Source organism: Arthrobacter sp. efr-133-R2A-63 (assembly GCF_030209795.1).
GTDB classification, from domain to species: Bacteria; Actinomycetota; Actinomycetes; order Actinomycetales; family Micrococcaceae; genus Arthrobacter; species Arthrobacter bambusae_A.
Window position 1 is genome coordinate 282,169 of record NZ_JARVRG010000004.1, and the last position, 23,336, is coordinate 305,504.

Genomic DNA, 23,336 nt, shown 5'->3' on the forward strand with positions numbered 1-23,336 from the left:
GTCGAAGAGCCGGCGCTCAACTTCCCCCAACGAAAGCCCGTGCGCTGGCGGTTGGACTGGCCGAACGTGGCATGTCCGGCGGGGTTCTGAAGAGTCATGATCCGATTTGAGAATGTCACCAAGGTCTACGACACCAATGCCCGTCCGGCGTTGGATGCTGTCAACCTTGAGATTGACCGTGGAGAATTCACCTTCCTCGTCGGGGCCTCGGGCTCCGGCAAGTCGACGTTTCTACGACTCATCCTGAAGGAAGACCGGGCAACGTCCGGTTCGGTCTACGTCGCCGGCCAAAACGTAGCCAACATTTCAAGCTGGCGGGTCCCCAAGCTTCGCCGCGGAATCGGCGTCGTTTTCCAGGACTTCCGTCTGTTGCCGCAGAAGAATGTCTTCGCCAACGTGGCCTTCGCCATGCAGGTGATCGGCAAGAGCCGCAGCATCATCCGGGAGACAGTTCCTGAAGTGCTGAAGACGGTCGGGCTTGAAGGCAAGGAACGTCGCATGCCCCATGAGCTGTCCGGTGGCGAGCAGCAGCGCGTGGCCATCGCCCGCGCCGTCGTCAACCGCCCGGGCATCCTTCTTGCTGACGAACCCACCGGAAACCTGGATCCCATTACCTCGATGGGCATCATGGGCGTCCTCGACAAGATCAACCAGAACGGCACCACTGTGGTCATGGCAACTCACGACGACGACATTGTGAACGAGATGCGCAAGCGCGTCGTGGAGCTCCGGAACGGAGTGGTGGTCCGTGACGAGGCCAGGGCGCTCTACACCTCGATGATTCCGGTGGTAGGGGAGTCCCGGCGAATGAAGGACGCGAGCGGTGCGGAAATCGACCGCGCGCAGGGGGTCCAGCAGTGAGGCTCGCTTTTATCCTGGGCGAGATCGGCAGCGGCCTGCGCCGGAACCTGTCCATGGTGATTTCCGTTGTCCTGGTGACCTTTGTCTCCCTCACCTTCGTCGGCGCAGCCGGAATGCTGCAGATGCAGATCAACCAGATGAAGGGCTACTGGTACGACAAAGTCCAGGTCGCTATCTTCCTCTGCAACGACTCCTCGACGTCGACCGGATGCGCTTCGGGCGCGGTCACCAAAGAGCAGCAGGACAACCTGGTCAAGATGCTCGAGTCACCAGCAGTCAAGCAGTACATCAACGATTACCAGTTCGAGTCGCAAGCCGATGCGTTCAAGCACTTCAAGGAACAGTTCTCCAACTCTCCGATTGTTGATTCGGTCACCCAGGACCAGCTTCCTTCGTCCTTCCGGATCAACATGAAGGATCCCCAGAAGTACCAGATCATCAGCGAGACCTTCTCCTCCCAAGCCGGCGTGGAGACCGTGAGCGATCAGCGCCAGGTCCTTGAACGGATCTTCGAGTGGATGAACGGTGCCTCCGTGGCGGCAATGGTGGTCGCGGGAGTCATGATCTTCTGTGCAGTCCTGCTCATCACCACAACCATCAGATTGTCCGCATTCAGCAGGCGACGCGAGACAGGCATCATGCGCCTCGTGGGAGCATCGAAGACCGTCATCCAACTGCCGTTCATCCTCGAAGGCGTCATCGCCGCCGTCGTGGGTGCAGTCCTGGCTTCCGGAACGCTGTGGTTGGTGGCCCAGTTCTGGCTCAACGGGGACTTGTCGCAGCAATTCCTGAATACTCCGTTTATATCCTCGACCCAGGTACTCGTGATTGCGCCTGTCCTGATAGCGTTGGGCGGCGGCCTGGCGGGGATTTCCTCCCTCCTGACCCTCCGCCGATATCTCAAGGTGTAGCCATGAAAAGCACTGATCCCGAGCGAACAGGACAGCCGATGCCCCGGAAGTACCAGGCTGCCCTGCAGCTGCGCATGGCGAGCGGCCGCGCCAAGGTTGCCGGCTCGGTGCTTGCCATCGCGCTGGTTGCGAGCCTTGCAACTGCCCCCATGGCACAAGCGGACGACCTCGACGACCAGCAAGCGGCCCTCAACGCCGAATCGGCGCGAGTGCAGCAGTCGCTGGAATTCGTTGATGCCAACATCGCCAAGGCTGCCGGCGACCTCGTGGTCTACCAAGGCCAGCTTCCGGGAGCGCAACAGGCACTGCTCGATGCCCAGGGCAGGGTCGCCAGCGCAGTGAAGGACGCTGATGCCCTGGCTGCCCGCGTTGATCTGGCGCAGCAGAGCAAAGCCCAGATCACCCAGCAGTTGGAAAACGACAAGCAAAAGATCACTGAGACCAAGAAGCTCATCGGCCAAATCGCGGCTCAGGCTTACAAATCCGGTGGTGTTCCGACGAACGTTGCCTTGCTGTTCGGATCGAACGACGGCGGCAACCTCACGGAATCCATGGACCTCGCCAACCAGGCGATGCGCAGCCAGAACGCCACGATGACGAAGTTGACGCAGCAGAGCGCCACGAACGTGAACTCGCAGGCCCGGCTCGCCGCCGTCGAACAGGAAATCCGAGATCTGAAGGCGAAAGCGGACGCCGCACTGGAGCGGGAAAAAGCCGCCCGCGATGACGCCGCAGCCAAGAAGGCGCAGGTGGACAAGCTCATTTCCGATACCACCCGCCTCAACAGCCAGCTTCAGGCGGCCAAGCCAAGTATCCAGGCCCAGCTCCAACAAGTGAAGGCGAACCAGGATGCCGTCGCGGCGGAAATTTCCGAGCGGGACCGCAAGCTCCGTGAAGCCTGGTTGGCTGAGCAGCAGCGAATCGCCGCGGCCGCTGCGGCATCCGCGCAGGCGCAAAACCAGGCACCCCCGCAACCTTTTGTCCCACCAGCGAGCAACCCGCGCTCCAACTTCGGCTTGATCCACCCGGTACCTGCGAACATCCCGATCACCTCAGGCTTCGGTTGGCGTGCGACGCCGCCAGGAACCATCGATTTCTACGGCCAAGGCGGTTACATGCACACTGGCATCGACTTCGGTGCCCCTTGTGGAACGCCCGTATATGCAGCGGCCGCCGGCACCGTATTTTCCGCCGGTTGGGGCAACGACGGCGGTGGCAACCGTGTCAAAATATCGCACGGAGTCATCAACGGGGATTCCCTGACCACGGTCTACTACCACAACACGAGCGTGGTGGTTTCTTCCGGACAGCAGGTGAGCCAGGGCCAGCTCATCGCATATTCGGGCACCACGGGTAACTCCACTGGTTGTCACGTGCACTTTGAAACCTGGGTGAACGGGCAGGCTGTTGACCCGATGAACCTTCTGTAGCCCGCCGGACAGTGTTCTACTGGCGTAGACTAGTGTGATTCTTCGACAACCAAGGAGTTCTACCGTGCCCAAGGAAAGTGGCCGTAAGGTAGTGGCCACCAATCGCAAGGCTCGGCATGACTACCACATATTGGATACCTATGAGGCTGGCATTGCCCTTATGGGAACCGAAGTAAAGTCCCTGCGTGAAGGCCACGCCTCGATGGTCGATGGCTTCTGCACGTTCTACAACGACGAGTTGTGGATGGAGGGCATCCATATCCCCGAGTACAACCAGGGGAGCTGGACCAACCACGCCGCACGCCGCCGTCGGAAGTTGTTGCTTCACCGCGAGGAACTCAACAAAATCTCCGGCAAGATCCGCGAGACGGGGCTGACGGTAGTGCCGCTCCAGCTGTACTTCCTGGACGGGCGTGCCAAGGTGGAGATCGCCTTGGCCCGAGGCAAGAAGGATTACGACAAGCGGCAGACCTTGCGCGAGCAGCAGGACAAGCGCGAATCGCTGCGTGAACTGCGCGAACGCAACCGCCGCTAAGCTGCGTCGTCAAGGACGTCCGCAGCCAAGCGTGTCCCGGAATGTTCGGGTGCTGCGATGCGTTATGATGATTAACCCGGCAGGTTTTTAGGGTGATCGTTTTCGGGCGACCATCGTGCTGCGGGGATTAATAACAAAATACGGGGATGATCGGTTTCGACGATGTTAGTCGCGACAGGTGAAGCGGGCCGAGGATGCAGAATTATCTCGTTAACGCTGTCTGCAAACCAATAAGTGCCAATTCTAAGCGCACTGACTTCGCTCTTGCTGCCTAAGCAGTAAGACAGTCCGTCAGCCCGAGGTTGCTATTGCCCCGGATCCTGGCGTCATTTAGATAGCCACTGCTGCTTGCCTTCGTCATCGAGGCGAGCGGGACTCTTAGATGACTGGGCCCGGATCAGCTACTTGTTCGTACGATAGCTGGGGCCGAGAAAGTCCGACGCGAACTGCGCCCGGAGAAGCCCTGACAACACGACATCGGACGGGGGTTCAATTCCCCCCATCTCCACTTTTGTGATGAGTCGAGACATCCTTCACGGATTGCTCGGCTCATCGGGAACACCCCGGTCTTCGGACCGGGGTGTTTTTCTTTGTCCGGGTGGGTAACCGCGGGCGGGGTCAGTGGTTCGGACTCCGTGCTGCCGGCTCGCCATCCGCACTGTCGACGCCGTCAGGAGGGTTCCCAGGTTCCCCCTCGCGGTGTTTGGCCACGGGTTTGCGGTCAACCAGCCTTCTTCGCTGGTGTCCAAAGACCATCACAACGGCTACCAGTGCGGCTCCGACAAGGACCATCACGACCCATATCCATTGTTGCCCGTCCACGTTCGCCCCAATCTCAGCCCGTCGGCTGGGTCCTGCGTTGTGCTACGAAAGGCCCTCGTTCCGTCGGCCTAGGCTTGGAGGACAGGACCGGTAAGGAGTCAGTCTTTCTCCTGGTGGTTTGCGTAGGCGATGCACCGACCCCGGTTTTCGGAAGGTGGGTTGTCCATTGAGCAAGGCTCCCTGCATATTTTTTCGCTGCGGCCCCTCGCCGGTCTGGACCCAGTCGTGGCCATCCGCCCATCTTTTTTGGCATGAACGCTGTCCGACACGATAGGACTGCGGGCGGTTGCTTTCTTGAGTACCCCCTACTTGTTTTCGGGGACCCCTACGCAAGGACTGCGCCTGTCCCCACAGCGTGATTGTTAACCAGTGGGCGCCGCTAGTCGATCAAAAAGATCCGCACGACCACCTGATCCGGATGGCGTTCGCCGGTTCCGACAGCCAGCCGGTTGTTGAGGTAGGCGAGTCCGGGCGCAGAACTGGTCAGACGCGGCCAGCAGCGAAAGTAGATGCGGTCCGCCGCGACATCTTCGCCGCGGTTCAGCCGTTCGATGTCCTCTGCCGTACCGTGGCGGAGCGCCGTGTTGTGGACGTAGATGCGTTGTCCCGCATCTGTTTCGAGGGCATATCGGGCATCCAGTTCCGTCAGCTCCCGGCTGCGCAGTATCTGGTAGTCGGCGCCGCCGGGGAGGACCTTGCCTGTGACATGGGGGCCGTCGAAAGTGCCTCCGATGATTGGCACTATCCGGCGGTGCCCCTCCGGTGTCGTCCCGACGTCGACCGGCATCCCGACGTCGACGGCCACTTCGGCGAAGAAGGACAGCCCCGGCGCCGCCGTCCGGCCGGTATTCACAGGACGCCAGCGGTCAGGCGGCTCGGGTGCAGCTCGCCGAAGCGGATGCTTTGCCGGGCAACGACTGAGTGGTCGGAGTCGTAGGCGCGCTTGCCGGTGTTCAGGTTCCTGTCCCAGCGCGGGTGGCAACTGGAAGTCACTTGCACACGGAGCCGTTCGCCGGGCGCGAAGGTATATGCCGTCTGCCAGAGGCTCACGGTGTATTCATGGACGCTGCCGGGTTCGACCAGTGAAGGCTGGTGGCCGGGAGAGTACCGTCCGGTGCCCGCGTAGCTATCCCGCCAGGAGGCGCGGACGATCCCGTCCGCCAACGACAAGGATGTTCCGTCGGGTGCTACGCGGCAAAGACGAATGACGAAATCCGTGTCCACGGCGGAAGTCGAGGCGAAGAAGCTTGCGCGCACTTCCCCGAACACTGTCAAGGACTCGGTGAATGCTTCGCTGGTGAACACGAGCACGTCTTCCCGCTCCTCAACGGCTTCCTGCCGGGCCGGTCCTGCGGGGAAGGTGCCGTGGATCATCGTGGCTCCTCCCACCGTGGGCACTGGGTCCAGGGGATCGTAGTCGAATTCGGCAATGCCGTCCGCTTCGGGTTCGTGGGAGAGGGATCCGTCCCGTCCGAAATACCAGGACCGTTCGCCGCTTGGAACCGGGAGTTCTTCGAAGCCGCGCCACTGGTTCTCACCCATGAAGTAGAGCAACACCGGGGGAACGCGGCGCAGGCGCTCCGGGTGGTTCTTGAGGACGGCGTCGAACCAGTCGGTGTGGATCCGGGACAAATCCCCCAGGCCGTTCATCATCCCTGACGCCGCGGCGATCCCGAAGTTGATGTCCGGATAGGCGCCAGTGAAGTTCGTGTGGGTCCAGGGGCCGACGATCAGGCGAGGCGCGGGGGAGCCCTGGGCCTTGCTCAAGTCGAGCTGCTTTTCGTACTGTTCGAAGGTGTTGGGTGCGAAGATGTCGAACCAGCCCCCGATGTGCAGGGTCGGCAGCGTGACCGCTTGTGCTGACGCAGCATCCCACAGTTTGGTGAAGCGGCTGCCCGGATCTTCACCCGCGGAGGGCAGCACATGGGAATTCATGAAAGTTCCGAGTTTCGGGGAGAGCCTGCGCAACGGAAGGGTGTCGAAGAGCGATCCGTCGGCGAATCCGCGGTCAAGGTCGAGCCAGGACCCGAGCTCCTTTTCCCTGCGCTCGGGGTCGTCGTGGAACTCGCGCATCAGTTCGTTCACGGAGATTGAGGCGTGGCCCCAGCCGAGCCGGCTGCCGAGTTCGTGGGCTCCACCCCGGTAGAGCGCGCCGTTGTTCGCATTCCCGCCTGCTGAAATGCCGAGGGCGAGGGCACAAAGGGCGGCTGGCGACAAAGATGCGGCCCGCCATTGTGTCTCGGCGAAATAGGATCGACCCCACATCGCGACGCTGCCGTCGGACCAGGGCAGCCCGGCGGCCCAGGCAACGGTGTCGGCGCCGTCGGAGGCTTCGTGGACGGACGGGGTGAACACGCCGTCCGAGCCGAACCGGCCGCGGCAGTCCTGGAGAATCACTCCATAGCCTGCGGCCGCTACGGTTGCGGGGTTGAAATAGGCGGAATTTACCGAGAGGTCCCTGCCATAGGGAGTCCTGGTGAGCAGGACCGGAAACCGTCCGCCGCCGTCGTCCGCAGGGCGATAGACGGTTGACCGCAGGACGGTGCCATCGGTCATATGGGTTTCGACGTCGGTCTCAATGAGTACGGGGAGCGGGCTCACGTGGGCGGTCCTTTAGCTTGGGGGAGTTCGGTCCGCGGAGAAGGCACGAAGCCGCGCCTCCTCCGCGGAAGCCTAAGACGGGCTGGAGGTCTTCGTGCCCAGGGCTTCAGTAGGTACTTTGTAGGTCTCTTTGACCCAGATGGCTGTCACTGCGGCGGAAACGAGGCAGCAACCCGCGGTGAAGGCCGCGACGGGTACCCACCCGGTGGGGCCCGGCTGTACGATTGCCGCTGCGATGGTCGGCGCGAACCCGGTGACAATCAACCCGAGCTGCGAGGCTGTGGCGGCGCCCGTGTAGCGGATACGGGTTTCGAACATCTCCGCTGTCATGGAGGGGCCGAGCGGATTGACCAAGCCATAGCCGACCGTCATGAACATGATGGCCGTGACGAAGATCAGCAGGATCGAGCCGGCGCTGATGGACCAGAAGAATGCGAAGGCCGAAGCGGCACAGATGATGTTGCCGGCAATGAATACGGGCTTGCGACCGATTCTGTCGGCCAGGACGCCCGCGTATGGCTGGACGACAATCGCGAGGGCCGCGGTCACGATGGTGACGGTGAGCATGACGGCGGCGGGGATCCCGAACTTTCCGGAGTAGGCAAGGGCGAAGGCGGCGAAGACCGAGGACACGACGCTCCACAGGCCAAAGAAGATGACCTTGATGATGGTGGTCCAGTGGTCCCGCAGGACGACTTTCAGCGGCAGTTCCGTGGAGCCATCGGATTCCTTTGCCGATTCGAACACCTCGGACTCGGGAAGGCGAAGCCGGATGTACAGGCCCACCGCCACGACAATGATGCTCGCGAGGAACGGCAAGCGCCAGCCCCAGCTCAGCAGTTCGGCCTGTGGAAGGAGGGACACCGCGAGGAACGCCAGGGAGGCGAGCATGATTCCGGCGACGGCTCCGGTGTTGACCCAGCTCCCATAGAACGCCCTCTTGTTGCTGGGGGCGTGCTCCAACGTCATGGTGACCGCGCCCACCGATTCTCCGGCGGCGGAAGCGCCCTGCAGGGCGCGAAGCAGGACCAGGAGAACAGGGGCTGCGGCGCCGATCGCTGCAGTGGGCGGCAGGCACCCGATGAGGAAGGTGGCAACCCCCATCATGACCAAGGTGAGAACCAGCATCTGGCGCCGGCCAATGCGGTCACCGAAATGCCCGATGACACTCGCGGCCAGCGGGCGGACGAAATATCCGACTCCAATGGTCGCCATGGAAAGAAGGGTGCCCAGTGCCGGGTCGATTCCGGGGAAGAAGAGCTTGTTGAAGATCAGGGCCGACGCCGAGCCGTAGATGAAGAAATCGTAGTACTCGAGCGTGCTGCCGATGAAGCTGGCGGCGGCAGCGCGGCGGGCATGTCCGGTGCCGGCGTGGCTGGGTGAAGGGGCGATGTCAGCGGACGGCGTCAGTGCCGTCGGCGGAACGGTGGGACCAGCGGTCATTGCGGATCTCCTGAGTGTGAAGGGGGCTTGGGGCTCGCAGTGCGGCAGGGACTGAGTTCCGCTGAGAATTGTGGTCTGCATCACTCGTAGAAAAATGGTATGCGACTTCTTCCACGTCCGTCAACACAAGTGCATAATAAATTAATTGCGGCGGGAGGACTGAGAGAATGGGTAGGTGACACCAGCTGCTTCCTCCGCTCCGGGGTTGGTCCCAGATGCCCCTGTGGACTTTCCGCGCCCCTTGAAGGGTTCCTCCACCCAGCACCTGATCACCACGATGCTGGGCGATTTCTGGCAAAACACGGACGAGTGGATTCCCGCAAAGCTGATCGCTGCCCTGGCAGTACCGCTTGGCGTGTCGCCGTCGGCCTGCGCGACGGGCCTCAGCCGCTTGGCGAGCAGGGGTGTTTTGGAGCAGTCCAGCGCTGGAAGGACCTCGCGGTACCGGTTCACCCACCGCGCCCGGGTGCGGCTGCGGATCGGATTCGAGCAAGTGCGCTTGTTCGGCAGCCAAAGCAACGCTTGGGATGGGTCCTGGACCGTGATCGCTTTTTCTGTCCCCGAGTCCTCCAGGGAAATCCGGGACATGTTCCGCTCCCGGCTTCGATGGCGCGGATTCGCCCCTCTTTACGGCGCACTGTGGGTATCGCCGCGCGACCATGCCGAGGAGCTGGAAGAAAACTGCGCGTCTTTTGGCGTCGAGGACTACGTCATCTTCCGGACGGCGGATCGGAGCCTGCGCGGAAAAAGCCTGATCGCGGCGTGGTCGCCCGAGGAGCTGGCTGAGCAGTATGCGCCGTTCATCGAGAGCTACAGTCCGTGGGTGGAGAAGGCGAATTCCGGCCTTGTTACCGCCGCAGAGGCCTTCCGCGTCCGCACGATGGCCATGGACGCCTGGCGCGCCTTTCCCTGGAACGACCCCGATCTGCCCGCAGAGCTCCTCCCCGAGAAATGGCCGTTGGCCGAAGCCCGCAAGGTCTTCGTGCAGGTATACGACGGCCTGGCTGCTTCGGCACTGGCCCACGTGGACGCGATCGTTGCCGACGCCGCACCGTCCCTCGCTGGGTCTGCGTCATGCCTCCCTATCGAGACCGGTCGCTGACCAAGCACCGCGGATACGGCACGCAACGTACCAACCGGTCCCTCAGGAAACGGTGCTTCGGCGAAGCTCGCTCTTGCGGATCTTTCCACTGGCCGTCCGCGGCATGTCGTCCACGAACACCACAGTCTTCGGGATTTTGTAGCGGGCCAGCCTGCCGGCCAAGTGTGCCCTGAGTTCGTCCTCGGTCAAAGTGGCGCCTTCGCGGAGCACCACCACGGCGCGTGGTACCTCTCCCCACTTCTCATCCGGCACGCCGATGACTGCCACGCTCCCTACGGCGTCGAGTTCACTGATCGCTTGTTCCACCTCGGCAGGGTAGATGTTCTCGCCGCCCGAAATGATCATGTCCTTGAGCCTGTCCGAGACGAAGACGAATCCGTCTGCGTCCTTGTAACCCATGTCTCCAGACTTGAACCAGCCGCCGTCTGCATAAGATTCGGCAGTGGCGTCGTGCCGATTCCAGTATTCGTGGATGACGTTGGGGCCTTTGATCTGGATTTCGCCCACCGTGCCCTGCTCAGCAAGGCCTCCGGCGACGTCGGCGATCCGGACGTCGCTGAAAAAGTGCGGGAGCCCGGAAGATCCCGCTTTGTCGCGGGACCTGGCGGCGGGCAGCGTGGTGGCGCCCGGCGCCGTCTCGGTCATTCCGTAGCCGTTGGAGAAGTGCAGTCCGCGCGCCTCGTACGCCTCCAGGACGCGCATCGGAACTGCCGATCCGCCGCAGGTCAGCTTGTTGAGGGATCCTAGGTCCGACGTCGGCCAGGCCGGGTGCTCGCAGAGCATCTGGTAGGTGGTGGGCACCCCGCTGATGGTGGTGGCCCGGTGCTGCTCGATGAGCTCCAGGGTGCGTCGGGGATCGAACCTGGACTCGAGAACCACGGTCCCGCCCTTGAGCAGCGTAGGCAACACCCCCATGTCGAGCGACGCGACGTGGAACATCGGCGAGATCATGAGGGCTACGTCGGTGGAGGAGAAATCAAAGTCGACAATCACGTTGATGCAATTCCAAGTGATGTTGCCGTGGGTCAGGAGCGCTCCTTTGGGGCGTCCCGTCGTTCCGGACGTGTAGAGGATCATGGCCCCGTCATCGAGTCCGACTTCCTCGTCCAGATGCCGGGCCGCTCCGGAGGCGACGACGTCCTCATAGTCTTCCGCCGCCGTCGGGGTTTCGCTACCGGAAGCCGCGCTACTCTCGCCCGGGAGGGAATCGCCGACGACGATCCGCCGGCTCACGCGGGTGCCTTCCGCGCCGCCGGCCCCAAGGCCGTTGAGGCCCGCCGAGTGGATCAGCGCAACGGCACCGCAGTCCGCAAGCTGGAAGTTGATCTCCGGCGGGGCCAACCGCGTGTTGAGGGGTACGAAGATCGCCCCGAGCTGCCCACAGGCAAAAAGCGTTTCCAGGAAAGCCGGATGGTTGTCACCGAGATACGCCACCCTGTCGCCCTTGGCAACGCCCCCGGCCTTGAGGGCGTTGGCCAGCCTGTCGGATCGTTCCGCAAATTCCGCGTAGCTGAGTTGGCGGTCTCCGGAGATCAGCGCGATCTTGCTTCCGGACTTCGGGCGGCGACGCTGCAGCCACGAACCGATGCCAAAATTCTCCATGTCGGTCCTTTCTTCTTTCCAAGCTAGACCCTTCCCGGGCTCAAGGCCGGACGGTCTGCAAATCGTTGTTCTTCGGTTCCCTGGTCAACAGGATGAAGATGATGGAGACGACGGACATCGCGGCAAGGTAGAAGACCACCGAGCCGGTGTCCTGGCCGGAGTCCTTGAAGATCTGGGCCACGATCCCAGGAGTGAAGCCCGCACCGAGGAGCGTCGCGAGCTGGTAACCCAGTGAGGCTCCGGTGTAGCGGGACGTGGTGCCGAACTGCTCGGACACGAATGCCGCCAGCGGCCCGAAGAGGGTTGAGTGGATCATCAAGCCGATGGTGAAGGCGACGAAGACCAAGAGGATGTTGTTCGAGGACAGCAACTGGAACATCGGAATCAGATAGGCGATGAAGAGCACGAGCCCGCCGATCATGACGGGCCTCCGGCCCAACTTGTCGGACAGCCTGCCGCCCAGGATCACGAAGGCGATGGAGATGAAGGAAGCAGCGGCGAAGGCGTACAGCACGCCCTGGCGGTCGGCGCCCTTGGAGACGGCAAAGGTGACCGCGAACGTTGCCAGCACCACTTGGAGGGCGAAGCCGGCAGCCCCGGCGAGCATGGTGAAGATCAAGGTCTTGGGCCGGCGCAGCACCTGGAGGAGCGGGATAACGGCCTTCCCGGCACTGTTGTTCCCGGCGAGGCCGGAGTCCGCGTTCCGGGCCGCCCTTTCCTGTTCGATGGCAGCTTTGAAAATGGGGCTCTCCGAAACCTTGAGCCGGACGAACATGCCCACTGCAAGCAAGACAAACGAGAGCAGGAAGGGAACGCGCCAGCCCCAGGCAAGGAACTGGGAGTTTGGCAGGGCCGAGAAGGCGCCCATGATCAGTGTGCCCAGCACGGCGCCCGACGGCGCGCCCGCATTCACGAACGAGGCAGCGAAGCCGCGTTTCCCCGATTCGGAATGCTCCAACGCCATCAAGGCGGCTCCGCCCCACTCGCCACCCACCGCGATGCCCTGGAAAACCCGGAGCACAACAAGCATCACGGCGCCCCACGGACCGGCCACGGACGCGCCCGGGACCAGGCCGATCAGCGCGGACGCCAAGCCCATGACCAACATGGAGACGATGAGCATCCCCTTGCGGCCCAGCTTGTCGCCGAAGTGCCCGAAGATGACGCCACCCAGCGGGCGCGCCACGTATCCTGCGGCGAAGGTTCCGTAGGCGGCCACGACGCCCACCCAATCATCCATTCCCGAGAAGAAGACTTTGGGGAAGACCACGGCCGCAGCTGTGGCATACAGCAGGAAGTCGTAGTACTCGATGGTGCTGCCGAGGTAGCTGGAAGCAATGACAGTGCGGGCTTCCTTGCGCTTGGTGGCCACGTCCATGGATTGAAGCTGCGATATTTGGGACATCGTTGTTCCTTAAAGCAGGGGTGGGGGAGGGCGGGGTGTAGCGGCTATTTGTAGAAGCGGGCGAGGAATTCGGCCACGACTGCGGGGCGTTCCTGGCCTTCGATTTCGATGGTGTTGGCGACCTTGATCTGGGCGCCGCCCTTGACCTCGGTGACTTCGGCGATGGTGGCTTGCATGCGGATACGCGCGCCCACCTTGACCGGGGAAGTGAAGCGGACTTTGTCCAGGCCGTAGTTCACTTTCGTGGTGACGCCTTCGACGTCGAACAGCTCGCCCCAGAACGGGATGATGAGCGAGAGCGTGAGGAAGCCGTGGGCGATCGGGGCGCCGAACGGGCCGTCCTTGGCGCGTTCCGGATCGACGTGGATCCATTGGTCATCCCCGGTGGCGTCTGCGAACTTGTTGATCTGTTCCTGGCTGATTTCGCGGTATTCGGTGGCGCCGAGATCGGTTCCGGCGAGGGTGAGCAATTTGTCGAAGTCGACGACGAGATTGGGCATTGTTGCCTCCTGTGGTGGTTTTGGATTGTGGCGGGTTAGCGCGCGAAGGCGCTTTCGCCCGCAAGTGCGCGCCCGACGATCAGGGCGTTGATTTCGTGCGTTCCTTCGTAGGAATAGACGGCTTCGGCGTCGGCGTGGAACCGGGCAACATCACTCTCGAGAGTGATTCCATTGCCGCCCGCCAACTCACGGGCCAGGGCGACTGTTTCCCGCATGGCCAGGCAGCTTTCCATCTTGGCGAGCGCGGAATCCTGGTCGCGGTAGATCCCGCGGGCCTGCTGTTCGGTCAGCCTGACCACGAGGGACAAGCTTGCGGTGAGGTTGCCAAGCATGCGGGCCAGCTTCTCCTGCACCAATTGAAAGGAACCCAGCGGGCGGCCGAACTGTTGGCGCTCGCGGACGTAGCGGAGGGCCGCGTCGAAGGCGCCGGCCTGGATGCCGGTGGCGATCCAGGCGACGTCGGAGCGCATGGCCCGGAGCATCGCCGCTACGTCCTTGAAGGAGTTCACCTTGTGCAGGCGCATGGATTCAGGGACCCGCACGCCGTCGAGCGTGATGTGGGCGTTCTGCATCATTCGCAAGGAAGTTTTCCGGTGGATCTTCTCCAAGGTCACCCCGGGCGCTTCGCGGTCCACGAGGAAGGCCTTGACCTGTCCGTCCGCGAGGTCGCGGGCGAAAACGCACAGCACGTCCGCGGTTGAGGCGCCCCCGATCCACCGCTTGGCGCCGTCCAGGACCCAGGTTCCACCGTCGTGGTCTGCTTCAAAGCGTGCCGTAGTAGAGAGACCGCCGGCGATGTCCGAGCCGTGCTCGGGTTCGGTCAGGGAGAACACGCCTTTCAGCGAGAAATCGATCACCCGCGGCATCCACCCGCGCTGCTGTTCCTCGGAAGCACCGACGCGGATTGCGGTGCGGAAGAGGCCGGCTTGCGCCGTGTACCAGGTGGCCAGCGAAGCGTCCGTGCGGGCGAGTTCGAAGATCCTGAAGCCTTGGTAGATGCCCCGGGCGGGACCGTGAACAGTCAGTTCCGCCGGTTCCATCAGGTCCAGGTCGATGAGTGGCCGGGCCAACTGTGCAGGGAACTCGCCGCGCTCCCAGTAGTCGGCCAACAATGGTTTCGCTTCACCGTCCAGGAAGTCGCGCAAGCGGCCCAGGACCCGGCGCTCGTCCTCGGTGAGGAGGGACTCGGCGTCGTAATAGTCGCAGACGCCGTAGAGGCGCTCCTCCGCCGCTGTCTCCACACGGATCTCCAGGCTCATCTCAGCCGTCCAATCCGAGCAGGCGGACGGCGTTGTCCTTGAGGATCTTGGGCCGGACTTCGTCCTTGAGCGGGAGGTCGGCGAAGGCGCCCAGCCATTTCTGCGGGGTGATGAGCGGGAAGTCCGTGCCGAAGAGGACCTTGTCCTGCAGCACCGAGTTGGACATGCGTACCAGTGACTCCGGGAAGTACTTGGGGGACCAGCCGGAGAGGTCGATGAACACGTTGGATTTGTGGGTGGCGATGGAGTTGGCCTCGTCCTGCCAGGGCACGGAGGGGTGGGCCATGATGATCTGCAGATCGGGGAAGTCAGCGGCCACGGCGTCGAGCAGGAGCGGGTTGGAGTAGGCCAGCTTGATGCCGTAGCCGCCGGGAAGGCCGGCGCCCATGCCGTTCTGGCCGGTGTGGAAGATGGCCGGGAGGCCCAGTTCCTGCAGGGTCTCCCAGAGCGGGTAGAACTGTTCGTTCGAGGGGTCGAAGCCCTGCAGGCTCGGGTGGAACTTGAAGCCGCGGGCGCCCAGGTCGATGGCTTGGTGCTTGGCACCCTGGATGGCTTCGGTACCGGTGCGGGGATCCACGCTGCCGAATGGGATCAGCACGTCGTTGTTCCTGGCGGCTCCGGCGATCAGCTCGGGGATACTGTTGGGCTCGTGCTTGAGTTGCGTGCGGGCGTCCACAGTGAAGACGACGGCGGCAATATTCAGTTCGCGGTAGACCTCGGCGATCCGGTCCAGTGAGGGTGTGCGGTCCTCGGCCTTGAAGTACTTGGCTGAAGCTTCCGTCAACGCATGGGGAAGGGATTCGTGGCCGTGGCCGTCGACTTCGAGGTGGACGTGCATATCGATCGCGTCAAGCTTTGAGGCATCGATGCCCAGCTCGTAACGCCGCAGGGCCATGTCAGCGGACCTCTGCAGCCGAGGCGGCTTCGGGCTGCAGTTCCTCGGGCAACGGCAGGAATTCCTCGCCGACGCTTTGCAGCTTGTCGCCGAACAAGAGGCCGAAGTTCTCCAGAAGGTCCTGGTAGCCCCAGCCGCCCTCGCGGTACTCGGTGACGGCTGCTTCGGGGTGGGTCCAGAGCTGCAGGCGGTCTCCGCCGGCGCCGATGGCCTGTCCGGTAATGCCGGCCGCTTCGTCGGAGGCGAGGAAGGCAATGAGCCCGGAGACGTCGTCGGCCGTTCCAAAGCCGAGCTCGTGGCGGAAGAAGTGCGGCATGGCCTCGCCGCGCTCGTCCGCCTCCACAGCTTTTCGGAAGTACGGGATGGTCTTGGTCATCGCCGTAGCGGCTACGGGGATGACGGCGTTGGCTGTGACGCCCGCTTTCTTCATTTCCAGTGCCCAGGTCCGGACCATGCCCACGATTCCGGCCTTGGCTGCGGCGTAGTTTGTTTGCCCGAAGTTGCCGCGCTGCCCGGTCGGGGAGCCGATGGCGATGATACGGCCTGCGATCCCGTTTTCCTTGAAGTAGCCGAAGGCCTCGCGGGCGCACGTGAAGGTGCCGCGGAGGTGGACGTTGATGACCAGGTCGAAGTCCTCGTCCGTCATCTTCAGCAGGCTCTTGTCCCGCAGGATCCCGGCATTGGTGACCAGGATATCCAGGCGGCCAAATTCCGTGACAGCCGCTTCCACCAACTGCTTCGCTACTTCGGTGCTGCCGACGGGAGCGACGAAGGCGACGGCCCGGCCGCCGTCGGCTTCGATGGTCCGGACCGCTTCGCCGGCCACCTCGGCGTCGACGTCGTTGATGACCACCGCCGCGCCCTGACGGGCGAGTTCCCGCGCGTAAGCAAGCCCCAGTCCCCGGCCGCTTCCGGTGACAATCGCTACTTTTCCTGACAGGCTCATCGCTGCTCCTTTGCTCGATCCCGTGCATCCAGGCCCTCGGCGTGGGATGCTGTTCTGTATCCATGAGAATACGTATAGTTGAAAATGTCAACGATTGATTTTGAAGATTATTGGAGTTTGTTATGACGATCGAGGCGCAGGACGAGCAACAGGCTGCCACGAAGGACCGGCTGGTCGCCGCTCCGATCAGCCAGGACGTGGGTTTCCTGCTGGCAAAGCTCCATGCCGGCGGCTCGGTCCTGAACAACCGGGCGCTGGCCGAGTTCGACCTCAAGGAGAGGTCTTACTCGGTCCTGATCCTGGCCAACAGCGGCCTGGAGCCCACCCAGCGGGAATTGGCGGACTTCCTCAGCCTTGACCCCAGCCAGATCGTCGCCTTGGTGGACGAGCTTGAAAAGCGGAAGCTCGTGGCCAGGGCACCAGGCAAGCAGGACCGCCGGGCCAAGACGGTGACTGCGACGTCGAAGGGGAGCCAATTGCTCGACCAAGCAGCCATTGCGGCCCGTCTTGCGGAATCCGAAGTGCTGGCGGCGTTGGACGACGGGGAAGCCGCCCAACTCAAGGCGCTGCTGCGAAAAGCGTTGTGGGGTTGAGCGTCGAGGAGTTGGGTTCCCAATCATCAGTGGCGTGTCAGAGTTCACCCATGGCGTAGGGCGGAACGGACTAACCGAAGCAGTGTATTCGTTGATATAGACACCACCGGTTACAGGAGGTGCACGATGAGTACGTTGCCGGAACAAGTTTTTCCCGAGGACATTCCTGACGCCCCGTCGGATGACGAAGCCTTGGACGCCTACTCACGGACAGTGATGCACGTAGCAGAGACGGTCACGCCGCATGTTGCAGCATTGGAGATGAGAAGCGCACGCAGGAACGGCCAGGTCAGCATCGGAAGCGGGTCCGCCGTCGTGTTCACGGGCGACGGCTATTTGCTGACCAACGCCCATGTGGTTTCGGGCCTGCGCTCCGGGCGGGCGATCTTCGTCGACGGAACCCAGACCGACGTCGAACTCGTCGGAGCGGATCCCTTGTCCGATCTCGCCATTGTCCGCGGGCACCACACGCCGCCGCCTGCCATCCTTGGCAACGCGGAGTCGCTGCACGTCGGCCAATTGGTGATCGCCGTCGGTAATCCGCTGGGGCTGGCCGGATCGGTGACGGCAGGCGTGGTCAGCGGACTCGGGCGCTCCATCCCGGTCAGGTCCGGCCGGCACAGCAGGGTGATCGAGGATGTCATCCAGACCGACGCCGCGCTGAACCCGGGCAATTCCGGGGGAGCCCTGGCCGACACCAAGGGTCGGATCGTGGGAATCAACACTGCAGTGGCCGGCTTGGGCCTCGGACTCGCAGTGCCGATCAACACCACCACTCAACGGATCATCGCCGCCCTGCTGAAGGACGGCAGGGTCCGGCGGGCATACCTTGGCTTGGTGAGCACACCTATTCCGTTGGACGCGAGTGCGGTGGTCCGGACGGGCCAGAAGGAAGCGCTCCGCGTCGTGGAGGTCATCGCGGGATCTCCCGCGGAGCGGGCAGGAATGCTCGCGGGCGACCTGGTCCTGAGTGCGCAGTCGCGGGCAGTATCCAGTGCCGAGAGCCTGCAAAAGCTCTTGTTTTCGCAGGCCATCGGTGAGCCGTTCCTCCTGACGGTCCTGCGCGACGGAAAGATCCACGCGATTGTCGCAGTGCCCAGCGAAATGACCGACGCGGATTCATGAGGAAGCACCCCACGGTGGAACCAGTCCGCTAAAAAGCCGGGGCCACAATGGCTCCGGCTTTTTTGCTACTTCTTCCTCATCCTCAAGTGGGCCACCGGATCGGCAGCGGCGTCGGATTCGTGCTTGGCACGCTTCACTGCCCGTTTCTCCTTGATGGACTTCATACTCTTCTTCGCCTCGTGCTGGTGCGGCGCTTTGTCAGGCATGTCATGCTCCCTAACTACGGATCTTCCGTGAAGATCCTGCAAAGAGGGTCCTGAAGGGCCCTCTCTTTGTAAGCTACGCCTGTTTCAGGCGAAATCAACCGGCCCCCAAACGCCCAGTATTTAGGCTTCGGACGCCGGAACGTCAACGATACCCACGAACCGGGAGCCGATTCCCTCGTACTCGCTCCGGACCTCTCCAGGCAGGATTCCGGGAACCTCGCTGTTCCGGTGGTGGCCACAGAAGACGTAGGTGAACTCGGGCCACCATTTCTTGGGACGCGCGGCCTCGGTGTAGCCGCACACCACGCAGCTGAGGTGCACCCACACGGGACGCTTGCCGGTGCGGTTGGCGCGGGATTGGACGAGCCATGGCGGTGGATTGTCTTGCAGCTCCCTCAGCTCGGCTTGTGAAAGCCTGGAGGGGATGCCGTGGCGTTGGGCCATTTCCATCGGGATATCAAGGGCCAGTGCGGCGTCACGTCTGCTAATCACCATTCAACGATACGGGACTTTCGCCGTGGCAGAACTGCGGCAGAACCGCCGCAGGACCGGGCAGGAATCCGGACGGCGAAGGACAAGCAGGCGTAGGCTGTGCTCATGACCGACGCAGCGGCCCTGCTGCCAAGCACCCCGCTTCAAAAGCGGGTCCTTGTTGTGGCTATTGTGGCTTCCTTCATCGCCATTTTGGATGGCTTCGTGGTGAACCTCGCGCTCCCCGCGATCGGCCGCGAACTGGGTGGCGGCCTCGTTATCCAGCAATGGGTGGTGGATGCCTACCTGCTGACCCTGGGCGCGCTGATCCTGGTGGCCGGATCCCTGTCCGACCACTTCGGCCGCGCCCGCATCCTGGAATGGGGACTCGCCGGCTTCACCCTTACCTCCGTCACGTGCGGCCTCGCCTGGAACGGCGAGGTGCTGGTGGTTTCGCGGGCTCTCCAGGGGATTGCCGGGGCCTTGCTCGTCCCGAGTTCGCTTGCCATGATCGTCACGTTCTTCTCCGGGCCCGCGCAGTCCAAGGCAATCGGCCAATGGTCCGGTTGGACCAGCGCGGCCGCCATCGTCGCTCCGCTGATCGGCGGCGCGTCGGTCGATCTGCTGTCCTGGCGCGTGATCTTCTTCATCAATGTGATTCCTGCCGTTGCAGTCTGGCCGATCCTCGCCGGGCTGCGGAAGTCCGATGCCGCCGTGGACAGGAGCAAGAAGATCGACTACCTCGGCGCGTTCCTGGCCATGGTGGGCCTGGGCGGTCCGGTCTACGCCTTCATCGAACAGGGGCGCATGGGCTGGAGCAACATGGTCGTCTGGATGCCGCTCGCCCTCGGGGCCGTAGGGTTGGCCCTCTTCCTGGTCCACGAAGCCAGGACCCCGGAACCGATGCTTCCCCTGCGGCTCTTCGGCATCCGCAATTTCGGCTGGGGAAACATCGCCACGCTCGCCATTTACGGCGCCCTGTCATTGGGCTTCTTCGCCGTAGGCATCTACTTGCAGCAAGTGGGAGGGATGAAAGCCACCACCGCGGGCATCGCGTTGCTTCCCGCGACTGTCCTCCTGATGCTCACGGCTTCATTCTTCGGGGGACTGGCGGGCAAGTACGGTCCGCGGTGGTTCATGACGGCCGGTCCGTTCATCTGCGGGGTCGGGTTCCTCATGACCTTGGCCGTCCAGGAGCCCTTGAACTACTGGACCCAAGTGTTGCCCGGGCAGATCGTCTTCGGGATCGGCCTCAGCACCTTGGTGGCGCCCCTGACCGCGGCCATCCTCGGCGCGGTACCGACTCAAGAGGCGGGGATCGGTTCCGCTGTGAACAACGCCGTTGCAAGGATCGCAGGCTTGATCTGCATCGCGTTTGCCGGGCTCATCATCGGTCCTGTCTTCAGCCGCCAAGGCCTCATGAATGCCGTGGTGGTCACCGCCTCGCTGTTCTTCCTCGGCGCGGTGGCATCCGCCGTCGGGATCCGGAACCCGGTGGTGGGCGCGGCGGTAGTGGACTCGTCGCAAGGTCCAGCCCCCGACGACGGCGGGACGGCTGCCCAGCGCGCCTGAACAGTGCGCTCCAAGACGCTGTGACGGTTCCGTCAGCTTTCCGCGAGGACGCAGCCTTCGTGTTCGACGTCGGTGGCCACCCAGAGCGCGGAAGCGACCTCGTCCGCGAGATCGTAATCGCGGCTTCCCGGGCCCTTCCCGATCCGGACCACCAGCGCACCGCCGAACGGCTTGCGGCCAATCACCTCGATGCTGGCGTCGAGGTCGATTTCCTCGGCTGAAAGGTAGCGCAACAGCTCAGGGTTTTCGTCGCTGATCCGGGTGATCTTGCCGGAATGGCCGTCGTCGAGCTCGATCATCCGGTGCGCGTGCGGCAGGCTCACCGAACCGTCCGCGGCGGGGATGGGGTCACCATGGGGATCGCGTCCCGGGTTGCCCAATTTGGCGGCCATGCGATCGATGAAGGTGTCCGAGACAGCGTGCTCGAGCATTTCGGCCTCGTCATGGACTTCATCCCAGCTGTAGCCCAACTCCCTCACCAGGTAGGTTTCGATCAGGCGGTGCCGGCGGACCATGCCCAAGGCAAGATGCATTCCTTGGGGGGTCAAAGTGATGGCGCTGTACGGCTGGTGGTCCACCAGGCCTTGGTCCTTGAGCTTGCGGACCATCTCCGAGACGGAGGAGTTGGCGACACCGAGCCGCTGCGCGAGCTGTGAGGACGTGATGGGTTTGTCCTGCCACTCCGTAAAGGAGTAGATGACCTTGACGTAGTCCTCGATGGAGGAGGAGGGCGCACTGGTCTTCACGGTTCCAAGCCTATCGTGTGCCGGCGGCATCAGGCTTTGCGCGCCCGCCAGCTCTGCGTGAGATAGGGCAGGGGGATGACCTTGTCCTCTGCATGGCCCAGATGTTCGAAGAGATACCACCGGAGATTGCCCATGACCTTCGCCCGGGTGGCATCGTTCGCCCTGAGATAATAGCTGCGCGACTTCACGAGTTCGAGGATGTCTGCCGGAGCCAAGGGATCCTCCCAGCGCGTGACGTGGTTTTCGAGGCCGGTGAACTCGGGGCCCACCACAGGCCGGAAGTCCGGTTTGTGGACATCGCCGGCATGCATGATGCGGGACAGGCGATGGACCCAGGGCACCGAAGTGTCCAATTGGTTCCAGATCAAGCCGATGACGCCGTGGGGTCGGAGGATCCGGGCGATCTCAGTGCTCGCGGCGAGCGGATCGCACCAGTGCCAGGCTTGGGCAACGCTGACGACGTCGAATGCTGAGTCCGCCAGCCCGGTTGCCTCTGCCGTGCCCTCCAGGGCGATCACCTGTGGATACGCTGTGCGCAGCTGGGTGAGCATGTCCGTGGAGGGGTCCACTGCCGACACTGCCAGCCCCCGCTCGACGAGCAGCGAGGTGAACTTTCCGGTGCCTGCGCCGATGTCTGCCGCGTCCCGAGCCCCCTCCGGCAGCAGCCAGTCAGCTGAGTCCGCCGGGTAGCCCGGCCGGACCCGCTCATAGTGTTCTCCGCCGTCCTGGAAACTCCGACCGAGTTCGAGTCGGCGTTCCTGATAAAGCTTGGGGCCGGCTGAGGTGCCTTTGGGTCGCGGGGCCACGCGGGGACTCCTTCGTAGGACAGGAAAAATACCCTACGAATCTATCGCAATCAGTCGGTGCTGCAGGGTGCGGCGCCTGCGGTCCCGGGAGTATTGGGAGCCCACTCCGGGTAGCTGCGGTGATCGTTCGCGGGCACCCAACGGCCGGCATCCACCACGTAGTCCCAGCCGAGGCCGTTGCTTTTGAGGGCCTGGATGCCCGCGATGAGCCGGGTGGCGTCTTCCAAACGCGACCCCACGCCGAAGCTGGCTCGCAGCGATCCGGAGGGAAGGCCAAGGCGCTTGAGCAGGGGGTGGGCGCAAAAGCGTCCGTCCCGCAGGCCGATGCCGTGCTCGGCCGCGAGATAGGCCGCGACGAGTCCGGCGTCGTAGCCCTGGAGCGAGAAGTTCACGACGCCGATCGTGTCCTGGGGATCCGTGTCGCTGAAGATCTGGTGCACGGTCACGCCGTCGATTTGCTTGAGGCCCTCGACCAGGTGCGAGCGGATGGCGGCCTCGTGGGCGTGCCATTCTTCGTGGTCGAGGCTGGCAATGACCTGTGTGGCCCGGGCCAGGGTGGCCGCGCCGAGCACGTTCGGAGAGCCCCCTTCGTGCCTTGCCGGCCCCGTGGCCCAGCTGACGGAATCAAGGCGTGCCTCGCGGACGGCGCCGCCTCCTGCCAGGTGCGGTGTGCCGGCGTCGAGCCAGTCGGGGCGCCCCACCAGGACGCCGGCACCGAACGGTGCATAGAGCTTGTGCCCCGAGAAGACCAGGTAGTCCACCTCCGCGGCGGCGATATCGATCCGGCGATGAGGGGCGAGTTGCGCCGCGTCCACCACGATCCGCGCCCCGAATTCGTGGGCCAAGGCTGCGAGGTCCTTGATGGGCAGGATCTCGCCGGTCACGTTCGACGCGCCGGTGACCGCCAGAAGGCTGACGCCACCCTGGGAGAGTGCCGTGCGGACAGCGGCAACAGTCTCGGACAATGTTCCGGCGGCAACGATGCTGCGATGGGGGACACCTTGCCATGGGAGCAGATTGGCGTGGTGCTCGATGTCCAGGTACAGGACTTCGCCGGTATGCCTTCCGTCCTCAACCGGCAAGCAACCCGCCAGCAGGTTGAGGGAATCGGTGGTGTTGCGCGTGAAAATGACGGAATCGTCCGGCCTGCCGCCAACGAAGTCACGGACGATGTTACGGGCGTTCTCGTAGACCGAGGTGCTGATTTGCGAGGCATAGCCGGCGCCGCGGTGGACGCTCGCATAGTACGGCAGGATTTCGTTGAGGTATGCGGAGACCACGGTCAGTGCAGGCGCGGAAGCGCCGTAGTCGAGGTTTGCGTAGCGGATCTGGCCGCCCTGGATCAAGGGCGCCTGCAGCTCCGCTCCAGTGACGGCGGCCAATGGGCGCGATGCCGGAGTCCGGGACTCACCGTGCCGCTGCGCAGGATCATGGTGCTGCGAAAGAGCCGTGGAAGAAATTGTGGCTGTGCTCATGGGACCTCACTCAAGAGGGACCCCTGCGTG

22 protein-coding genes and 1 other RNA gene are annotated in these 23,336 nt (G+C 63.4%); 9 read left to right on the forward strand and 14 right to left on the reverse strand.

Going from position 1 to position 23,336, the window contains the following annotated elements:
• Positions 1-96 precede the first annotated feature (96 nt).
• The 5 genes from ftsE (at position 97) to ssrA (ending at position 4,248) form a co-directional block, all read left to right on the forward strand.
• The gene (gene ftsE, locus QRN45_RS01910; protein ID WP_284762298.1) at positions 97-861 is read left to right on the forward strand and encodes a cell division ATP-binding protein FtsE; all 765 of its coding nucleotides are present in this window, start codon (positions 97-99) and stop codon (positions 859-861) included.
• Positions 858-1,772 (forward strand): permease-like cell division protein FtsX, encoded by a 915-nt coding sequence (ftsX, locus tag QRN45_RS01915; RefSeq protein ID WP_241709256.1) that lies wholly within the window; start codon positions 858-860, stop codon positions 1,770-1,772. The genes ftsE and ftsX overlap by 4 nt, the downstream gene beginning before the upstream one ends.
• A 74-nt stretch (positions 1,773-1,846) precedes the next feature.
• A complete protein-coding gene (locus tag QRN45_RS01920; protein WP_284762372.1) occupies positions 1,847-3,202 on the forward strand; it encodes a M23 family metallopeptidase in 1,356 nt (451 codons plus the stop codon).
• 64 nt (positions 3,203-3,266) lie between these two features.
• Entirely contained in the window at positions 3,267-3,737 is a 471-nt protein-coding gene (gene smpB / locus QRN45_RS01925; RefSeq protein WP_028264808.1) for an SsrA-binding protein SmpB, read from the forward strand.
• A gap of 142 nt (positions 3,738-3,879) precedes the next feature.
• Positions 3,880-4,248, forward strand: a transfer-messenger RNA (tmRNA) gene (gene ssrA, locus QRN45_RS01930).
• A 690-nt stretch (positions 4,249-4,938) separates the two neighbouring features.
• Here ssrA and QRN45_RS01935 read toward each other — a convergent pair.
• The 3 genes from QRN45_RS01935 to QRN45_RS01945 all read right to left on the reverse strand — a co-directional run bounded on the left by QRN45_RS01935 (position 4,939) and on the right by QRN45_RS01945 (position 8,603).
• The gene (locus QRN45_RS01935; protein ID WP_284762299.1) at positions 4,939-5,412 is read right to left on the reverse strand and encodes a DUF3237 domain-containing protein; all 474 of its coding nucleotides are present in this window, start codon (positions 5,410-5,412) and stop codon (positions 4,939-4,941) included.
• Entirely contained in the window at positions 5,409-7,160 is a 1,752-nt protein-coding gene (locus tag QRN45_RS01940; protein WP_284762302.1) for a CocE/NonD family hydrolase, read from the reverse strand. Before QRN45_RS01940 ends, QRN45_RS01935 begins: the two co-directional genes overlap by 4 nt.
• A 72-nt stretch (positions 7,161-7,232) precedes the next feature.
• Positions 7,233-8,603 (reverse strand): MFS transporter, encoded by a 1,371-nt coding sequence (locus tag QRN45_RS01945; protein WP_078108422.1) that lies wholly within the window; start codon positions 8,601-8,603, stop codon positions 7,233-7,235.
• A 175-nt stretch (positions 8,604-8,778) separates the two neighbouring features.
• Between QRN45_RS01945 and QRN45_RS01950 the strand changes: the two genes are divergently transcribed.
• Entirely contained in the window at positions 8,779-9,705 is a 927-nt protein-coding gene (locus tag QRN45_RS01950; protein ID WP_284762304.1) for a PaaX family transcriptional regulator, read from the forward strand.
• A gap of 42 nt (positions 9,706-9,747) precedes the next feature.
• On the opposite strand, the gene menE is transcribed toward QRN45_RS01950, so the two are convergent.
• From menE to QRN45_RS01980, 6 genes are read right to left on the reverse strand one after another with little or no spacing between them, the layout of a single operon-like run.
• Entirely contained in the window at positions 9,748-11,307 is a 1,560-nt protein-coding gene (gene menE, locus QRN45_RS01955) for an o-succinylbenzoate--CoA ligase (RefSeq protein WP_284762305.1), read from the reverse strand.
• A 40-nt stretch (positions 11,308-11,347) separates the two neighbouring features.
• Entirely contained in the window at positions 11,348-12,712 is a 1,365-nt protein-coding gene (locus tag QRN45_RS01960; protein ID WP_284762306.1) for an MFS transporter, read from the reverse strand.
• A 44-nt stretch (positions 12,713-12,756) separates the two neighbouring features.
• Entirely contained in the window at positions 12,757-13,212 is a 456-nt protein-coding gene (locus QRN45_RS01965; protein ID WP_241709263.1) for a MaoC family dehydratase, read from the reverse strand.
• Between the two features lie 35 nt (positions 13,213-13,247).
• A complete protein-coding gene (locus tag QRN45_RS01970; RefSeq protein WP_284762307.1) occupies positions 13,248-14,471 on the reverse strand; it encodes an acyl-CoA dehydrogenase family protein in 1,224 nt (407 codons plus the stop codon).
• 1 nt (position 14,472) lies between these two features.
• Positions 14,473-15,366, reverse strand: a complete 894-nt coding sequence (locus QRN45_RS01975) for an amidohydrolase family protein (protein ID WP_284762309.1) — start codon at positions 15,364-15,366, stop codon at positions 14,473-14,475.
• A 1-nt stretch (position 15,367) separates the two neighbouring features.
• Complete coding sequence (locus tag QRN45_RS01980; protein WP_284762311.1) at positions 15,368-16,312, reverse strand: SDR family NAD(P)-dependent oxidoreductase; 945 nt, start codon at positions 16,310-16,312, stop codon at positions 15,368-15,370.
• A 122-nt stretch (positions 16,313-16,434) separates the two neighbouring features.
• Between QRN45_RS01980 and QRN45_RS01985 the strand changes: the two genes are divergently transcribed.
• Together QRN45_RS01985 and QRN45_RS01990 are read left to right on the forward strand one after the other, a co-directional pair.
• Positions 16,435-16,905 (forward strand): MarR family winged helix-turn-helix transcriptional regulator, encoded by a 471-nt coding sequence (locus QRN45_RS01985; RefSeq protein WP_284762314.1) that lies wholly within the window; start codon positions 16,435-16,437, stop codon positions 16,903-16,905.
• A 126-nt stretch (positions 16,906-17,031) separates the two neighbouring features.
• Positions 17,032-18,030 (forward strand): S1C family serine protease, encoded by a 999-nt coding sequence (locus tag QRN45_RS01990; protein WP_284762316.1) that lies wholly within the window; start codon positions 17,032-17,034, stop codon positions 18,028-18,030.
• A 65-nt stretch (positions 18,031-18,095) separates the two neighbouring features.
• Here QRN45_RS01990 and QRN45_RS01995 read toward each other — a convergent pair whose 3' ends face one another.
• Both QRN45_RS01995 and QRN45_RS02000 read right to left on the reverse strand, forming a co-directional pair.
• Positions 18,096-18,236 carry a hypothetical protein gene (locus tag QRN45_RS01995; RefSeq protein WP_171983543.1) on the reverse strand — a complete coding sequence of 47 codons (141 nt, stop codon included), beginning with the start codon at positions 18,234-18,236 and terminating at the stop codon, positions 18,096-18,098.
• A gap of 120 nt (positions 18,237-18,356) precedes the next feature.
• Positions 18,357-18,731, reverse strand: a complete 375-nt coding sequence (locus tag QRN45_RS02000; RefSeq protein ID WP_241707371.1) for a hypothetical protein — start codon at positions 18,729-18,731, stop codon at positions 18,357-18,359.
• A 102-nt stretch (positions 18,732-18,833) separates the two neighbouring features.
• Here QRN45_RS02000 and QRN45_RS02005 point away from each other — a divergent pair, with 102 nt between their 5' ends.
• Positions 18,834-20,279 carry an MFS transporter gene (locus QRN45_RS02005; protein ID WP_241707372.1) on the forward strand — a complete coding sequence of 482 codons (1,446 nt, stop codon included), beginning with the start codon at positions 18,834-18,836 and terminating at the stop codon, positions 20,277-20,279.
• A gap of 32 nt (positions 20,280-20,311) precedes the next feature.
• Here QRN45_RS02005 and QRN45_RS02010 read toward each other — a convergent pair whose 3' ends face one another.
• The 3 genes from QRN45_RS02010 to QRN45_RS02020 are packed head-to-tail and all read right to left on the reverse strand — an operon-like array spanning position 20,312 to position 23,306.
• Positions 20,312-21,025 carry a metal-dependent transcriptional regulator gene (locus QRN45_RS02010; protein ID WP_078108433.1) on the reverse strand — a complete coding sequence of 238 codons (714 nt, stop codon included), beginning with the start codon at positions 21,023-21,025 and terminating at the stop codon, positions 20,312-20,314.
• A gap of 29 nt (positions 21,026-21,054) precedes the next feature.
• The gene (locus QRN45_RS02015) at positions 21,055-21,831 is read right to left on the reverse strand and encodes a class I SAM-dependent methyltransferase (protein ID WP_284762319.1); all 777 of its coding nucleotides are present in this window, start codon (positions 21,829-21,831) and stop codon (positions 21,055-21,057) included.
• Positions 21,832-21,881: 50 nt separating this feature from the next.
• Positions 21,882-23,306 carry an aminotransferase class V-fold PLP-dependent enzyme gene (locus QRN45_RS02020; RefSeq protein ID WP_241707375.1) on the reverse strand — a complete coding sequence of 475 codons (1,425 nt, stop codon included), beginning with the start codon at positions 23,304-23,306 and terminating at the stop codon, positions 21,882-21,884.
• Positions 23,307-23,336: the final 30 nt, after the last annotated feature.

Bases quoted from the DNA above. Each gene is read 5' to 3' on its own strand.
- QRN45_RS02005 (WP_241707372.1), top strand. From the start codon at position 18,834: ATGACCGACGCAGCGGCCCTGCTGCCAAGCACCCCGCTTCAAAAGCGG.
- QRN45_RS01945 (WP_078108422.1), bottom strand. From the start codon at position 8,603: ATGACCGCTGGTCCCACCGTTCCGCCGACGGCACTGACGCCGTCCGCT.
- QRN45_RS01920 (WP_284762372.1), top strand. From the start codon at position 1,847: ATGGCGAGCGGCCGCGCCAAGGTTGCCGGCTCGGTGCTTGCCATCGCG.
- QRN45_RS01975 (WP_284762309.1), bottom strand. From the start codon at position 15,366: ATGGCCCTGCGGCGTTACGAGCTGGGCATCGATGCCTCAAAGCTTGAC.
- QRN45_RS01985 (WP_284762314.1), top strand. From the start codon at position 16,435: ATGACGATCGAGGCGCAGGACGAGCAACAGGCTGCCACGAAGGACCGG.
- menE (WP_284762305.1), bottom strand. From the start codon at position 11,307: ATGGAGAATTTTGGCATCGGTTCGTGGCTGCAGCGTCGCCGCCCGAAG.
- QRN45_RS01960 (WP_284762306.1), bottom strand. From the start codon at position 12,712: ATGTCCCAAATATCGCAGCTTCAATCCATGGACGTGGCCACCAAGCGC.
- QRN45_RS01970 (WP_284762307.1), bottom strand. From the start codon at position 14,471: ATGAGCCTGGAGATCCGTGTGGAGACAGCGGCGGAGGAGCGCCTCTAC.
- QRN45_RS01965 (WP_241709263.1), bottom strand. From the start codon at position 13,212: ATGCCCAATCTCGTCGTCGACTTCGACAAATTGCTCACCCTCGCCGGA.
- QRN45_RS01995 (WP_171983543.1), bottom strand. From the start codon at position 18,236: ATGCCTGACAAAGCGCCGCACCAGCACGAGGCGAAGAAGAGTATGAAG.
- QRN45_RS02020 (WP_241707375.1), bottom strand. From the start codon at position 23,306: ATGAGCACAGCCACAATTTCTTCCACGGCTCTTTCGCAGCACCATGAT.
- QRN45_RS02000 (WP_241707371.1), bottom strand. From the start codon at position 18,731: ATGGTGATTAGCAGACGTGACGCCGCACTGGCCCTTGATATCCCGATG.
- QRN45_RS01980 (WP_284762311.1), bottom strand. From the start codon at position 16,312: ATGAGCCTGTCAGGAAAAGTAGCGATTGTCACCGGAAGCGGCCGGGGA.
- QRN45_RS01990 (WP_284762316.1), top strand. From the start codon at position 17,032: ATGAGTACGTTGCCGGAACAAGTTTTTCCCGAGGACATTCCTGACGCC.
- ftsE (WP_284762298.1), top strand. From the start codon at position 97: ATGATCCGATTTGAGAATGTCACCAAGGTCTACGACACCAATGCCCGT.